The organism is Modestobacter versicolor, assembly GCF_041028285.1.
Taxonomy (GTDB): domain Bacteria; phylum Actinomycetota; class Actinomycetes; order Mycobacteriales; family Geodermatophilaceae; genus Modestobacter; species Modestobacter versicolor_A.
Genome location: NZ_JABGDB010000008.1, coordinates 21566 through 36044 on the forward strand (window position 1 = coordinate 21566; position 14479 = coordinate 36044).

Here is a 14479-nt window from a genome sequence, read left to right on the forward strand (position 1 = left end):
CGTGTGGCGACTGTGCGTGCATGCCACGGAGGCACTAGCTTTCCGCCATGACGACGCGCAGTGCTCCCTCCCCGGACTCCGCTGACCCCGCCATCGCCCTCGCCGACGCCCTCCAGTCCGGCTTCGCCGCGCAGCGCTCCGGCTGCCAGCGGGCCCGCCGGACGCCGGAGACCGCCGCCCGCTGACCCGGCTCCACCCGACCGGTCCTGCCTGGACGGGCCGGCGGCCGCGCTGCGAGACTCGCCGCGTGCCGTCGCTGCCCCGCGCCCGGGTGGGCTCCCCCCGTGCCGCCGTGCCGCTCCGGCGACCCGGCCGGCTCCACCTGCACCGCTTCCGGCGGTCGGGCGACGACCCGTTCAGCTCCGCCGTGCTCTACGCCTGCCGGTGCGGGGTCGTCCGTCCGGGCCCCTGACGTCCCCTCGGCGCGGTCCGGTTCCCGGTCCGCCGCACCGGCTTGCGAGACTCCTCCCATGGCGGACACCCGCGCCCGGTTGAGCGACGCCCAGCTCGCCGCCCTCGCCCGGTACGACTTCGGCCTCACCACCGAGCCGCCCGAGCTTCCGGAGGCCGACGGCTACGAGGACGCCGAGGGCGTCCTGGTGGCCACCGCCGACGGGGGCGCGCTGACCGTGCGGGAGGTGCCGCGCTGGCGCTCCCCGGCCAGCGTGCACGCCGAGCTCGCCGTCCGCGGGTGGGACCGCCCGGCCGGCTGGGTCGGCCGGCCCCCGGACGACGTCTCGGGCCTCCCGGACCGGCTGCTGGTGCTGCTGCCGGTGGCCGGCACCGCCCCGGACTCCGCGGTCATCTCCCTCGGCGCCGCGGTGTGGGCCGACCGCGCCGCCGGCCGGGAGCTCGTCGTCGTCCCCGTGCCGGTCACCGCCGCGGAGCCGGAGGTCCCGTGGCTGGACCTGGCCGCTGCCTACGGCGCGGGACCGGTGGCCAGCCACGTCGACCCGGCACCGCCGTCGACCGGTGGCCGCGCGGTGATGTTCACCGGCCTGTCCGGCGCCGGGAAGTCGACGATCGCCGGGCGGCTGGTCGAGCTGCTGCTCGCCGCCGGGCACACCGTCACGCTGCTCGACGGCGACGAGGTGCGCACCCACCTGTCGGCCGGCCTGGGCTTCTCCAAGGCCGACCGGGACACCAACGTGCGCCGGATCGGCTGGGTGGCGGCCCAGATCGCCAAGCACGGCGGGCTGGCCGTCTGCGCCCCGATCGCCCCCTACGCCGCCACCCGCGCCGACGCGCGCCGGCTGGTGGAGGAGCAGGCCGGCCCGGGGTCGTTCGTCCTGGTGCACGTCGCCACCCCGCTGGAGGAGTGCGAGGCGCGCGACCGCAAGGGCCTGTACGCCCGGGCCCGCCGGGGCGAGATCCCCGAGTTCACCGGGATCAGCGACCCCTACGAGGAGCCCACGGACGCCGAGCTGACCATCGACACCCGGGGCACGAGCATCGACGAGAGCGCCCGCCAGGTGTTCGCACACCTGACGGGCGAGTGACCCCGGCTCAGCCGCCGGCGCCCCGGACGACCGACCCGATCGTCCGCAGGACGATCTTCACGTCGAGCCAGAGCGACCAGTTCTCGATGTAGTAGTTGTCGAACCGGGCGCGGTCGGCGATGGAGGTGTCCCCGCGCAGGCCGTGCACCTGGGCCCAGCCGGTGAGCCCGGAGGGCACCCGGTGCCGCGCCTCGTAGCTGGGGTAGGCGCTGCGGAACTGGCTGACGAAGTGCGGGCGCTCCGGCCGCGGTCCGACCAGGCTCATGTCGCCGCGCAGGATGTTGAACAGCTGGGGCAGTTCGTCCAGCGAGGTCTTCCGCAGGAACTTGCCGACCTTGCCCAGCCGGGCGTCGTGGGCGATGTTCCAGGTGGTCGCCGACTCGTCCTCGGTGGCCGGGCGCAGCGAGCGGAACTTCAGCACCTGGAAGTGCCGGCCGTCGACGCCGACGCGCTCCTGCCGGAACAGGATGCCGGGGCCGCCGTCGAACCGGACCGCCAGGGCGATCAGGGCCAGCGCCGGGGCGAGGGCCAGCAGTGCGAGGCCGGAGACGGCCACGTCGACCAGGCGCTTCACCCGCCACGCCTGGCTGCGGTAGGTCGACCGGCGGAGCCGCACCAGGGGCAGGCCCCAGGCGTTGTCCATCTGGTCGTCCACCTGGTGCAGCTCGAACAGGCGCGGGACGACGAACAGCTCGACGCTGTACCGGTCGCAGGCCCGGATCAGCTGGACCATGTCCTTCTCGCGCATCGAGCTGAAGGCCACGACCACGTTGCGCACGTCGCCGGACTCGATGAAGCGGAGCACGTCCTGCGGGCTGCCGACCACGGGCAGCCCGCTGCGGCTCTCGAGCGGCCAGGGGTCGGCGTCCAGGAAGCCGACCGGGTGCAGCCCGTACTCGGGGTGCGCCTCGAGGATGTCGGCGACCTGGTTGCCGACGCTGCCGGCGCCGATGATCAGCGTCCGGTGCGCGACCAGGCCGTGCGAGCGGAGGCTGCGGACGATGGCGTAGCCGACCGCCCGCAGGACGACCAGGGCCACGCCGATCGCGACGGCGCCCCAGAGGAACTGCCAGTTGATGACGTAGTCGGCCCACAGCGCCTTCGACCAGACGACCTGGCCGAAGAGGGCGATCCCGGCGGCGGCCAGCCAGCGGCCGACCAGGGTGGGGAGGTCGTCGAGGACCGAGAGGGACAGCCGGGAGCGGTACATGCCGGCCAGCGCCAGCAGCACCAGGAACACCAGCCCGAAGGCCACGCTCTTGCGCGAGGGCGAGTCGATCCCCGCCGCGTCGCCGATGATCTCCAGACCGACCACGCCGATGACGATGGCGAGCAGGTCCAGGGAGAACAGCAGCGGGCGGACGCCGAAGCGCGCGGCCCGGACCCAGCCGGAGACCGCGTCGTCCTGCTGGGGGGGCAGCGTCTGCCCGGGGGCGGACACGCTCACCGGGAGCTCCGCCGATCGCTCCTGCGGCGCCGCCTCGGCGCGCACAGCAGGCTCGTGCCGGGTCGCCACCCGCGAGTGTGAATCCACGACGTTCCTCACTGTCCGTGACCCGTGACTGTGCGCCCCGACGATCGTCTGCGGCCCTGGTGGGGCCCTGTGCGTAGCTGACTGTAGGGGAGTTGGTGACTCCTCGGGGGTGGATGACCGGAGCGCGTGCCAGTGGATCACCCGTTCGTGGTCCTCGACTTCGGTACGTCGTCACGCAGAGTGTCGGAGGCCCTGTGGTCCGTAGTGCCATCGGCCCGAGCCTCCGGTACAGCGGAGTCCGGCCGGTGTCGGACCGGCGACGCTCACCGTCCGGAAGCAGTGACGCGGGCCACGTCCGACGGCAGCGCGGCTGTGGGACAGGTCACCACGGGGCCTCCGGACGGTGCCGACCGGCCCCCCTCGGGGAGCCGGCCGGCACCTGATCAGCTGAGGGTCGGCTGGGTCCCGAGACGCTCGGCCTCTCGGCCGAGGCGGTGCAGGGTGAGGAACCAGAACGGCACGACGGCCCAGTACGCGATCGTGAAGCCCCAGGCCGCCCCGACGGCGCCGCCGAGGAAGAGGCCACCCAGGCCGAAGCCGACCAGCATGATCGACAGGGCGAGGTGGATCCGGAAGGTCGACACCGACTTCCCCATCGCGTGCACGACGCAGGACGGGCCCACGGAGATCAGGTTCGCCACCTGGCCGATGAGCGAGGCGAACAGCACCGCACGGACGCCGTCCCACGAGTCGCCCAGCAGCGCCTCGCCCCAGGCGTCGGGCAGCAGCAGCATGAGCGTGCCCCAGACGACCCCGATGACCGCGAGCACGCCGCCGAGGCCGATGGCCGCGACGTTGCGGTGCCGGGCGGACAGGTAGCCGCGGCGGGACAGCTCGGGCACCCCGAAGGCCACCGCGCTGGTCGACAGCAGCGTCATCGGCCCGAGGACCACCTGCGCGCCGCGCAGCGAGCCGACGTCGCTCAGCGTGCCGAAGGCGCCGGCCAGCAGCAGGGCCCCCTGGTAGGCGCCCTGCAGCAGGATCGACTCGAACAGCAGCCAGGCGGTGAGGTCCCAGTGGGCGCGGACGAACGACAGCGCCGACCGCAGCCGGGGGGCGGTGCGCCCGCGCTGCGCGCCGATCGCCGCGGCGACCGCGGCGGCCAGGCCCCAGGAGAGGACGAAGGGCACGATGCTGTCGGTGCCGATGGCCAGGAACACCGCGACGCCGGCGAACTGCAGCACGAACCAGACGGCGTCCAGCAGGGTGGCCAGCTCCGGACGGCGCTGGGCGAAGAAGGCCATCCGCCAGGCGTCCTGCAGCAGCAGGCCGGGCAGCAGCAGCGCCATCACCAGGAGCGCCGTCCCGACGCCGCCGCCGATCGCGGCTCCGGCGGCCAGCACGACCAGCCCGAGCAGCACGCCCACGGCCGTCGCGGCCCCGGTGGAACCGCCGGCCGCCGTCCGGAAGGAGCCGGCGTCGGCGGCGCTGAAGCGGATCATCAGCGGCTGGCTGACCAGCGCGCGGGAGCACAGCACCGCCACCGAGTACACGGTGAAGGAGACGGTGAACGCGCCGAAGGCCTCGCTGTCCACCGAGCGGGCGACCAGCACCGACAGCGCCAGGTTGCTCAGGCTGGACAGCGCCTGGTCGACCACGTTCCAGCTGGCCCGCTTGGCGAGCTTGGCCACCTTCCCCCGGCGTCCCGCGGGGGGCGTCGGGGCAGCCGTGGACACGGGTTGTTCTGTCGTCACGCAGGAGACCTCAGACCGACGCAGGGGACCCGGTGGGGGGAGCCACGGGCGGCAGCGGCGTCGCACCCAGGACCAGGTCCGCCGCCTTCTCCGCGACCATCATGACCTGGGCGTAGGGGTTGGCGTTGCCGAGGTACGGGATGACCGAGGCGTCGACGACCCGGAGTCCCTGGAGACCGTGCACGCCCATCGTCGCCGGGTCCACGACCGCCAGGTCGTCGACGCCCATCCGGCACGACGACGTGGGGTGCAGGCCGGTCTTGCCGGTGCGGCGGACGAACTCGAGCACGTCCTCGTCGGTGCGCACCCGCGGCCCCGGGGTGATCTCCCCGGCGTCGTAGGGGGCGAACGCCGGCTGGGCGAGGAGCGTGCGCGCGGCCCGGACGGTGCGCACCCAGGAGGTGCGCTCGTTCTCGGTCGACAGGTAGTTGAACAGCAGCGAGGGGTGGTCGGTCGGGTCGGCCGAGCGCAGCCCCACCCGGCCGCGGGACTCCACCCGGCCGGAGAACATGTAGAGCTGGTAGCCGTGCCCCTGCATCACCGGGACGTCGGGCGTCGGCCAGACGATCGGTGCGAAGAAGAAGTGCGCGTCCGGGGACGGCTGGGAGTCGTGGGTGCGGACGAAGCCGCCGGCCTCGATCTGCGTGCTGGCCCCCGGGCCGGTGCCCTTGAGCAGCCACTCCGCGGCGATGGCCGGCCACCGCTTCTTGTCCTTGATCCAGGCCTCCGAGACCGGCTGGGACGACAGGTGCTGCAGGAAGACACCGAGGTGGTCCTGCAGGTCCTGGCCCACGCCGGGCAGCTCGTGGACGACGGGGATGCCGTGCGCGTCCAGCTCGGCCCGCGGCCCGACGCCGGAGAGCATCAGCAGCTGCGGGGTGTTGAAGGTGCCGCCCGCGAGGACGACCTCGCCGCCGCGGACCTCCTGCTCGGGGCCACCGGCGACGCGGTAGCGCACGCCGACGGCGCGGGTGCCCTCGAGGACGATGCTCGTGACCAGCGCATGCGTCTGCACGCTGAGGTTGGCGCGGTCCCGGATCGGGTCGAGGTAGGCGTTGGCCGCCGTCTCGCGCCGGCCGCGGCGGATGACCTTCTCGTAGGCGGAGAAGCCCTCCTGCCACTCGTTCGGGTCCGACGTCGTGCCGTAGCCGGCCTGCCGGGCGGCCTCGAACAGCGCGTCGAAGAGCGGACCCTCGGCGTGCGCCCGGTTGAGCGTGTGCGGACCGTCGTGCCCGCGGGTCGGCCCGGCCTCGCCGGACTCCACCCGCTCGAGCCGGGTGAAGTACGGCAGGCAGTGCGCGTAGTCCCAGTCGGCCATGCCCGGGTCGGCGGCCCAGCGGTCGAAGTCCGAGGGGTGGCCGCGCTGGTAGAGCATGCCGTTGATGGCGCTGGACCCACCGAGCAGCTTGCCCCGCGGGTGCGGCAGCCGGCGACCGTGCAGGTTCGGCTCGGGCTCGGACTCGAAGCACCAGTCGTAGGCGGGGTTGCCGGCGAGCCGGGGCATCGCCATGGGCATCCGGACGAGCAGGTCGCGCCAGCTGTCCGGACCGCCGGCCTCCAGCACCAGCACCGACACCTCGGGGTCCGCGGTGAGCCGGTTGGCGAGCACGGAGCCCGCCGAACCGCCGCCGACCACGATGAAGTCGACAGGTCGTGAGGCCATGCGCCGTCCGTCCTTCCCAGGTGTACCGATGTCTGCCGGTGCGTCTGCGGAGGGCACTGCGACGGCACACGAGCGTGGTCACCGACGATAGCCGTGACTCTCCGTCGACAGGGACGATTCCGGCGCGGCCACCCGTACGGGGGACAGCGCGCTGCCGCTCACGGGGGGTGACGCCGTACCTTGCCTCCCGTCCCCCCACGGAGCGGAGGCTCTCCAGTGCGCAGTGTCGTCATCGCCAAGTTCGTCCCCTGGCCGCCCAACAGCGGCGACAAGCGGCGGACCCTCGGCGTGGTCCGCGCCCTGCGGGCCCACGGCCCGGTGACCCTCTGCGCCTTCGCCGGCGAGGACGAGGACGCCGCCCCGCTGGAGGCCGAGGGCATCGAGGTGCGCAGCGTGCCGCTGCGCCGCCGCCCGGTCGACCTGCTCGGCGGCCTCCGCCGCGGACGCTCGCTCACCGCCGCCCGGTTCTGGGACGCCCGGCTGGCCGAGGTCGTGCGCGAGGCCGCCGGCGACGACCTCGACGTCCTGGTGGTCGAGCACGTCCAGCTGATGCCCTACGCCGCCGGCGTCCGGGCCGACCGGCTGGTGCTGGACATGCACAACGTCGAGTCGCTGCTGACCCAGCGGATCGCGGAGTCCGCCACCGGCCCGCGTAAGGCCGTGTACGCCCTGGAGGCCCGCGCCCTGCGCGGCCTGGAGCGCCGCACCGCGGCGGCCGACGTGGTCGCGGTCGTCAGCGACGTCGACCGGCTCGCGCTGCAGCAGGTGGCCCCGCACCCGCAGGTCGTCGTCGTGCCCAACGCCTGGGAGGAGCCGGCGCCGCTCCCGCCGGCCGAGGACCCGGTCGCCAGCTTCGTCGCGCTGCTCTCCTGGGGCCCGAACGTCGATGCCGCGGTCTGGTTCTGCACCGCGGTGTGGCCGCGGGTGGTCGAGCGGCTGCCCGGCGCCCGGCTGCAGCTCGTCGGCCGCAACCCGAGCCGGTCGGTGCAGGAGCTCGCCGGGCCCAGCGTCGAGGTGACCGGCACGGTGCCCGACCTCGAGCCCTGGTACGCCCGCACCCGGGTCTGCGTCGCACCGCTGCTGGCCGGCGGCGGGTCGCGGCTGAAGATCCTCGAGGCGCTGGCCGCCGGCCGGCCCGTCGTGGCCACCACGATCGGCGCCGAGGGGCTCGAGGACCTGGTCGGCCGCGGCGTCGTCGTCGCCGACGACCCGGACGAGATGGCGCAGGCGCTCGCCGAGCTGCTGGCCGACCCGGAGCGGGCCGCCGAGCTGGGTCGGGCCGGGGTGGCCGCCGTCGCCGCCGACCACAGCTGGTCCGCCGCCGTCCGGCCGCTCTTCGCCGCCCTCGGGCTGCCGCCGGCCTGACCCCCGGGGGCGCCCGGCACACCCGGGCGCCCCGGCGGGGGCGGGACTACCAGAGCTGCTGGTACTGCTCCGCCGACTCCGGCATCTGGGTGTCCGGGTAGAGGTCGAAGTCGCCGTCGTAGCCGGGGATGGCGAAGACGATCTCGTACAGCAGGTCGCCGGGGCCGGTGCCGCCCTCGCGGGCGAAGAACGCGTACATCGACCAGATGAACGCCGGGGCGTCCCCCTCGCCGGCGTTGCCGTTCCACTCCGGGACCGCCAGCGGCAGGCCCTGCTCGCGGGCGAAGTCCTGGTAGCCCAGGATGCCCTTCGGGCCGCCCCACTCGTCGGTCTCGGTGGCCGCCTCGTCGAACTCCTCGGCGGTGTCCACGTAGGGGTACTGGTTGTAGTAGTCGACGCCCAGGACGTCGACGTACTCCGCACCCGGGAAGGTCTCCCGCCAGTCGATGCCGCTGTCGACCGACTCACGGCTGAGGCAGAACACCAGCTGCGACTCGGGGAAGACCTCCTGCTGCAGGGCGCGGAAGCGCTGCCAGGCGGTGACGAAGTCGTCCCGGTCCTCCGCGGTGACCTTCCACGGGTACCAGTTGCCGTTCATCTCGTGCGCGAAGCGGATGTAGAGGGTGCCCGAGCGGCCCTCCCAGTCGCGCTCCAGGTTGGTCAGCGACCGGCGCCAGCGGTTGTCGTAGGCGCCCTCGGCGGCCTCCGCCCAGCTCTCGCCCTCGCCGATCGCGCCGATCCCGATGTCCAGGTCACGGTCCCAGTCGCCGAACTCCTCGCCGTCCTTGAGCTGGGGCAGCGACGTCTGCAGCGACGGGTCGGCGTCCACCCAGGTCGCCGAGATCTCCACCTGCGACCCGCGCCACGCGGCGAACTCGTCGACGACGCCGTCCACGGCGGCACCGGACGTCCACGGCAGCACCGGGCCGGGCGGCGGGTCGGCCACCGGCGCCGGGTCGGACCGGGTGAGGGCGAAGACGGCCGCCGCGACGATCGCGAGGACCAGCAGCGGCACCCCGATCAGCAGGGCGCGCCGGCGACGGGCGGAGCGGGGACGGCCGGCGGAAGGCGCCGCTGGGACGTCGTCGACCAGGGTCCCTGCCCCGTCGACGTCGGACGGTCCTGCCACCGTGCCTCCTCCGTTGCCGTGTTCACACCATCGGGTCATCGGGAAGACCGCAGCTCAGGCGCTAGTCTGAGGCTTCGGCGAGCTCCCCGGTGCCGGGCACTGTACCTGTGGAAAACAGGTAGGGGGTTGACAGGAAGGCAAGAGACGGGGATGACGACACCACAGGGTGAGATCGAGCTGGTCGTGGTGGCGTACCGCAGCCGGACCCAGGTCGAGGAGCTGCTCGCCGGACTGCCGGCGGACCTGCCGCTCGTCGTGGTCGACAACTCCGACGGCAGCGACGGCCTGGCCGACGTGGTGCGGGCCCGCCCGACCGGCCGGTACCTCGAGGGCGGCGGCGTCGGTTTCGCCCGGGCGGCGAACGCGGGCGCCCGGTCCAGCTCGGCCGAGTACCTGGTCTTCCTCAACCCCGACACCCGCCCCACGGCCGCGGACATCGCGACCCTCGTCGAGGACGTCGCCACCGACCCGCGCTGCGCGGCCAGCGGCGGCGTCCTGGTCGAGGACGACGGCCGGACCCAGCTGGGCGTGGGCGGGTGGGAGCCCAGCGTGCTGCGCGCCGCGGTGCACGCCGCCGGCCTGCACAAGCTCCTGCCGACCCGCGGCATCTTCGCCCGGCCGGCGGTGGGCGAGACCGTGGAGCTCGACTGGATCAGCGGTCCCTGCATGGCGGTCCGGCGGCAGACGTTCCTGGAGCTGGGCTGCTTCGACGAGGACTTCTACGTCTACAACGAGGACATGGCCTTCGGCCGGACGGTCCGCGAGCACGGCCTGTACGAGCGGCTGCGCACCGACGTCGCCGTCGCCGGGTCCAGCGGCGGTTCCGGGGCGCCGTCGCTGGAGATGATGCGGCTGCGGGGCGCGTCGATGCGGCGCTACGTCGGCAAGCACCGGTCGACGCCGGTCACGGCGGCGATCGTCGGCCTGGTCGGCCTCGGCTACGCCGTCCGGGCGGCCGAGCACGTGGTGCTGCGCAACCGCCAGCGGGCCCGCGAGCACTGGGCGTACGCCATGGGCGCCTTCACCGGACGCGCGACGGTCGGCGGACGGGTGGTCACCGACCGCTGACCCGGGCGCACCGGGGCCTGAGTGCCCCGGTGCGCGCCAGGTCAGGAGACGGTCGCCAGCCGGGCCGAGTGCAGGACGACCTCGACCACCCGCTGCTGCTCGGCCTCGGACAGGTCGTTGGCCATCGGCAGGGCCAGCGCCCGGGTGGCCAGGGCCAGCGTCACGGGCAGGTCGCCGTGCACGGGAGCGTCCGCGTACGCGGGGTGCTGGTGGACGGGCCGGTCGTAGTAGGCGGTGACGCCGACCCTCCCCTCCTTCGCCCCGGCGAGCACGGCCGACCGGGTGGCCGCGTCCGGCGCGGAGAGGTACCCGGCCTGCCACGTGCCGCCGTCGCTGCCGGCCTGGAAGGTGAAGCCGTGCGGCTCCAGGTGCTCGCGGTAGAACGCCGCGATGGCGCGGCGGCGGCGCAGCACCTCGTCGTAGCCGTCCAGCACCGCCAGGGCGCTCGCCGAGTGCAGCTCGTCCAGCTTGGCGTTGACGCCGGCGTACTCCGCGACCCGGCCGGAGGAGAAGCCGAAGTGGTGCAGCGCCTCGATCCGCTCCAGCAGGTCCTCGTCGTTGGTGGTGACGACGCCGCCCTCGCCGATCGCGAACGCCTTCGTGGCGTGGAAGGAGTAGACGTGGGCGACCACGTCCCGGCCGGTGCGCGTGCCCTCGTCGTCGAGCGCGCCGAAGCCGGCGGCCGCGTCGACCACCAGCGGCACCCCGTGCTCACGGCAGGCCGCCGTCCACCGGCGCTGCACCGCCGCCGCCGGGGGCAGCCCGAAGGTGTGCGTGCCGAGCACCGCGGCGATCTCGCCGGCCCGGGCGGCGAGGACGTCGTCCAGCGCGTCGGCGTCCAGCTGCCAGGCACCCGGCTCGACGTCGACGAACAGCGGCTCGAAGCCGAGCATCCGCACCGAGCCCGCCGTGGCGACGAAGGTGTACGACGGCATGACGACGTACCGGCGGTCACCGGTGCCGGCGGCGTCGATGGCCGCGCGGACGGCGACCATGATCCCGCTGGTCGCGTTGGTGACCGGCACGCAGCCCACGCCGCCGAGGTAGTCCGACAGCCGGGTGCGCAGCAGGGTCTCGCACGGGCCGCCGTTGGAGAAGAACCGCGCCTCCTCCGCCAGCCGGTAGTAGGCGCCGACCTGCTCCAGCGACGGCAGCTGCGGCCGCAGGAAGGGGACCGGGACGGGGGTCATCACGACACCCGCGAGGTGACGGCGATGCCGCGGCCCTCGGCCCAGTTGACGGTCTCGGCGGCGATGGCCGCCCAGTCGGTGGCCGCGCTCTGGGCGCTGGGCACCGTCCGGGTCGTGGAGTCGTGCACCTCCATGTGCGAGATGAGCTCCGGGTCGGCGGCGAACAGCGTCCGGCGACGCGACTGCCGGCGCAGCGACCGGGCGGTGACCGCCACCCGCATCGCGGCACGGGCCAGGCCCTTGCCGCGGTCGGCCGCGCTCACCGACCCGCGCGGCAGCACGTCCTCGCGCAGCTCGGCCAGGCCGAACGGGCGGTAGCCGGCCAGCACCTGGGACGTCGTGCGGTCCCACGGGCCACCGCTGTTGGCGCAGAGGACGAGCAGCCGGCGGTCCTCCCGCAGGGTGCCCAGCCGGGTGCCGTAGGTGCTGGTGCTGGCGAAGGCGCGGTACCACTGGACGCCGTCGACGGTGATGGCCGCGCCGGGGTCGCCCTCCGCGCCGCCGGGGGCGAAGCTGACCGCGCGGGGCCCGCTGGACGCGACGTCGAGGGAGCGGGACCCGTACATCGTCACGTAGTCGGCGCCCGGCAGCGCCGCCAGGCCGGACGTCAGCAGCTGCAGGGCGTCGCGGCGGTAGAGGTAGTCGTCCTCGGAGAACCAGAGGAACTGGTCCGGCGACGCCGGGCGGGCCACCTCGCGGTCGATCATCGCGCGGTACGACTTGGCGTCGCTGCCCCCGCGGACCGGGACGACCTCACCGGTCTGCTCCATCAGCGACAGGATCGGCCCGGGGCTGACCGCGTCGTTGATGTAGACGATCTCCGGCTCGACGTCGAGCGCCTCGACGGCACGCAGCATCGACGCGAGCGCCAGCATCTTGCTGTAGTACTCCGGGCGCGGCTTGTCGTTGTCACCCCCGTAGTGGCGGTACAAGATCCGCAGGCGGGAAGTGGGATCAGCGGACACTGCGTTCTCCTCTGGTGGCACCAGCGCGGTGACCAGGTGTCGTCACAGCGCATCGCCCCTCGTCGTGGGACACGTCGGGCCACGCCGACGACGGCGTGCCCGCTCTCTCACCCCGAGCCCCGTGGACGTCGCTCCGTGCGGAGCTGGACCTTCGCAGGCCACGGCGGTGCGGGGAAGGGGTCTGGGCGCGGCGGCCGGACGGCCGCCACGGTGTTCGCGTTCCGGCTCCGGAACGGATGGGTGGACGGGGTGGGCGGGAGGCCCACCCCGTCCCGGGCTCAGTGACCGGCCGGCTCGCCGTCCTGCTCCGAGGCGACGACGGGCTTGCCGTTCTGCCCCGGCACGACGCCGTTCTGCCGCGGCACGCCGTTCGAGGTCGGCGTGCCGTTGGAGGTCGGTGTCCCGTTCGCGCTCGGCGTCCCGTTCGAGGTCGGCGTCCCGTTGGGCGCGGGGGTGCCGTTCGAGCCCAGCGCGACGACGGGCGTGCCGTTCGCCTCCGGGACGACGATCGGCGCGGTGACCGGGGCGGCCGGGTCGGGCTGGGCGCCGGCGAGCGGCGTGCCGTTCCCCGTGGGAGCCGCCGTCGAGCCGTGGACCGGCGGCGCGGCGGCCGGGGCGGCTGCCGGAGCGACCGGGGCCGGAGCGACCGCGGCCAGAGCGACCGGGGCCGCCCGCTCGGGGAACTGCTGGTCGTCCGAGGACCCGCCGCCCGTGGACCCGGCGCCCTTCGACCACGGGAACCCGGTGCGCCCGGTGAGCACGACGCCCACCAGCGGGCGACCGGCCGTCTCGAGCTGCTCCCGCAGCGCGACGACGGGCTTCGCCGAGTCACGCAGCCGGGCCACCAGGACCACCGCGGCGACCTGCCCGACCAGCGCGAACGCGACCGGGTTGGTCGACACCGGGCCGGACTGCACCAGCACGAGGTCGAAGTCGGCGCCGGCCTCGGCGAGCGCCCGACCGACGGCGGCACCGTCGAGCAGGTCGGATCCCTCGGACCCGACCACGGCCACGGACAGGCCGCGGGTGCCGGTCGGGGCGACCACGTCGCCGAGCCCGACCCCCGGCCGGCCGAGGCGCTCGAGGGGCTGGGCCGGCGCGGACTGCGCCACCTTGGCGACCTCGCGACGGGTGGGGTCGCCGTCGACGAGCAGGACGCGGCGGCCCTGCGCCGCGGCGCTCACGGCCAGGCCGTGCGCCACGGACGGCGCGCTGTTGCGCCTGCTGCTGCCGGTGACGAGCACCGGGCCCGGCGTCTCCCGGCGGGCGTAGTCGAGGGCGACCAGCGGGAGCGCGTGCTCCTGCGGCCGCGCGCCGGCGCCACGGCGGAGCCGGCGCCCGGGCACCCTGCCCAGGACCCGGGTGTGGGCGGCGCCGACCACGGCGCTGCCGTCCGGTGGCGGGGTGCGCCACAGCAGGGCGAGTCCGATGGCGACCAGCGCGGCGACCGCGGTGATCAGCGCGGCGCTGCGGGTCGGCGCGACCGACGACGACGCCTCACCCGGCGCAGCCGTCTCGACGTAGGCGATGCCGTCGTCGAAGGTGGCCGCCTTGGCCCGGATCTCGGCGCTCAGGTTCTCGTCGGTGACCACGGCCGCCAGGGCCGCGTCGACCACCGCCTGCACCTGCCGGTCCTGGTAGGCCGCATAGGCGTTCGCCACCGCGTTGGCACGCGCCACGGCCTCGTCGGGGTCGTCGGCCTGGGCGTTGATGACGATCTCGTTCGACGTCGTCGAGGAGGGCGCCGGGGTGATCTGCCCGCCCAGGTCGATCGGGTCGATCGGGTACGCCGGCTGGCCGGCCGCCAGCAGGTTCGCGGCGTCGGCGAGGACGGCCTGCGTCTTGATCAGGGCGACCTGGTCGGCGACGTAGCGGTTCGGGTCGTTGCCGGTGTAGGTGCCCAGCGGGTCGAACGGCTGGGCCGCGGACAGCACGACCCGGCTCGTCGACGTGTACGTCGCCGCCTGGTCCTTGCTGTACTGGTAGCCGCCGAGGAAGGCCAGCACGATCACCGCCAGGATGACCCACTTCGCCCGCCACAGGGACATCGCTGCCATGGACCGGGGGGCGTCGCCCTCCGTGCTCACGGTGGAACCGGCCACACCACTCTCCTCACGCTTCCTGCTGGTCGCTGCACCCGGGCCCGGGCGCGGCTGGGACGGTCGTCGCCCCGTCTCTGGCTCCCGCGGAGTCTCCCATGCAGGCTGCGGTTGCAGACCTCTCCGTCTCGCCTGTCCCCCGGAAGGGGTAAGGGCGTCGGACGAGGGCAGACAGGGGCGGTCGCCTCGCTATCGTGGGCGGGCGCCGCACCGGTGACGATGCGGCGTGCCGCCCCCCGCGGGCCGGCCCACGGGTGTGCAGGAGAGAGGTGT

Annotated in this window: 12 protein-coding genes; 5 read left to right on the plus strand and 7 right to left on the minus strand. The window is 74.5% G+C overall.

Annotated elements, in window-relative coordinates:
- Positions 1 to 47 precede the first annotated feature (47 nt).
- The 3 genes from HL054_RS19635 (at position 48) to cysC (ending at position 1499) form a co-directional block, all read left to right on the plus strand.
- On the plus strand, positions 48 to 185 hold the full coding sequence (locus HL054_RS19635) for a hypothetical protein (RefSeq protein ID WP_369140769.1): 138 nt from the start codon (positions 48 to 50) through the stop codon (positions 183 to 185).
- A gap of 62 nt (positions 186 to 247) precedes the next feature.
- The gene (locus HL054_RS19640) at positions 248 to 412 is read left to right on the plus strand and encodes a hypothetical protein (RefSeq protein ID WP_369140770.1); all 165 of its coding nucleotides are present in this window, start codon (positions 248 to 250) and stop codon (positions 410 to 412) included.
- A 58-nt stretch (positions 413 to 470) separates the two neighbouring features.
- Positions 471 to 1499, plus strand: coding sequence for an adenylyl-sulfate kinase (cysC, locus tag HL054_RS19645; RefSeq protein WP_369140771.1), 1029 nt, complete (start codon positions 471 to 473; stop codon positions 1497 to 1499).
- Positions 1500 to 1506: 7 nt separating this feature from the next.
- Here the strand turns inward: cysC and HL054_RS19650 are convergent, their stop codons facing one another.
- The 3 genes from HL054_RS19650 to HL054_RS19660 form a co-directional block, all read right to left on the minus strand.
- Entirely contained in the window at positions 1507 to 2946 is a 1440-nt protein-coding gene (locus HL054_RS19650) for a sugar transferase (RefSeq protein WP_369140772.1), read from the minus strand.
- 470 nt (positions 2947 to 3416) lie between these two features.
- Positions 3417 to 4709 (minus strand): hypothetical protein, encoded by a 1293-nt coding sequence (locus tag HL054_RS19655; protein ID WP_369140773.1) that lies wholly within the window; start codon positions 4707 to 4709, stop codon positions 3417 to 3419.
- Between the two features lie 28 nt (positions 4710 to 4737).
- Entirely contained in the window at positions 4738 to 6390 is a 1653-nt protein-coding gene (locus HL054_RS19660; RefSeq protein WP_369140774.1) for a choline dehydrogenase, read from the minus strand.
- A gap of 216 nt (positions 6391 to 6606) precedes the next feature.
- Here HL054_RS19660 and HL054_RS19665 point away from each other — a divergent pair, with 216 nt between their 5' ends.
- Positions 6607 to 7755: a glycosyltransferase gene (locus tag HL054_RS19665; RefSeq protein ID WP_369140775.1), complete on the plus strand. Its 1149-nt coding sequence runs from the start codon at positions 6607 to 6609 to the stop codon at positions 7753 to 7755.
- A gap of 46 nt (positions 7756 to 7801) precedes the next feature.
- Here the strand turns inward: HL054_RS19665 and HL054_RS19670 are convergent, their stop codons facing one another.
- Positions 7802 to 8884, minus strand: coding sequence for a glycosyl hydrolase (locus tag HL054_RS19670; protein ID WP_369140776.1), 1083 nt, complete (start codon positions 8882 to 8884; stop codon positions 7802 to 7804).
- Between the two features lie 150 nt (positions 8885 to 9034).
- Here HL054_RS19670 and HL054_RS19675 point away from each other — a divergent pair, with 150 nt between their 5' ends.
- The gene (locus HL054_RS19675) at positions 9035 to 9952 is read left to right on the plus strand and encodes a glycosyltransferase (protein ID WP_369140777.1); all 918 of its coding nucleotides are present in this window, start codon (positions 9035 to 9037) and stop codon (positions 9950 to 9952) included.
- A gap of 41 nt (positions 9953 to 9993) precedes the next feature.
- On the opposite strand, the gene HL054_RS19680 is transcribed toward HL054_RS19675, so the two are convergent.
- From HL054_RS19680 to HL054_RS19690, 3 genes are all read right to left on the minus strand, one after another.
- On the minus strand, positions 9994 to 11142 hold the full coding sequence (locus tag HL054_RS19680; protein WP_369140779.1) for a DegT/DnrJ/EryC1/StrS family aminotransferase: 1149 nt from the start codon (positions 11140 to 11142) through the stop codon (positions 9994 to 9996).
- Complete coding sequence (locus HL054_RS19685) at positions 11142 to 12107, minus strand: hypothetical protein (protein WP_369140780.1); 966 nt, start codon at positions 12105 to 12107, stop codon at positions 11142 to 11144. Before HL054_RS19685 ends, HL054_RS19680 begins: the two co-directional genes overlap by 1 nt.
- A 278-nt stretch (positions 12108 to 12385) precedes the next feature.
- On the minus strand, positions 12386 to 14209 hold the full coding sequence (locus tag HL054_RS19690) for a hypothetical protein (protein WP_369140782.1): 1824 nt from the start codon (positions 14207 to 14209) through the stop codon (positions 12386 to 12388).
- Positions 14210 to 14479 lie beyond the last annotated feature (270 nt).

Bases quoted from the DNA above. Each gene is read 5' to 3' on its own strand.
- HL054_RS19660 (WP_369140774.1), bottom strand. From the start codon at position 6,390: ATGGCCTCACGACCTGTCGACTTCATCGTGGTCGGCGGCGGTTCGGCG.
- HL054_RS19680 (WP_369140779.1), bottom strand. From the start codon at position 11,142: ATGACCCCCGTCCCGGTCCCCTTCCTGCGGCCGCAGCTGCCGTCGCTG.
- HL054_RS19675 (WP_369140777.1), top strand. From the start codon at position 9,035: ATGACGACACCACAGGGTGAGATCGAGCTGGTCGTGGTGGCGTACCGC.
- cysC (WP_369140771.1), top strand. From the start codon at position 471: ATGGCGGACACCCGCGCCCGGTTGAGCGACGCCCAGCTCGCCGCCCTC.
- HL054_RS19635 (WP_369140769.1), top strand. From the start codon at position 48: ATGACGACGCGCAGTGCTCCCTCCCCGGACTCCGCTGACCCCGCCATC.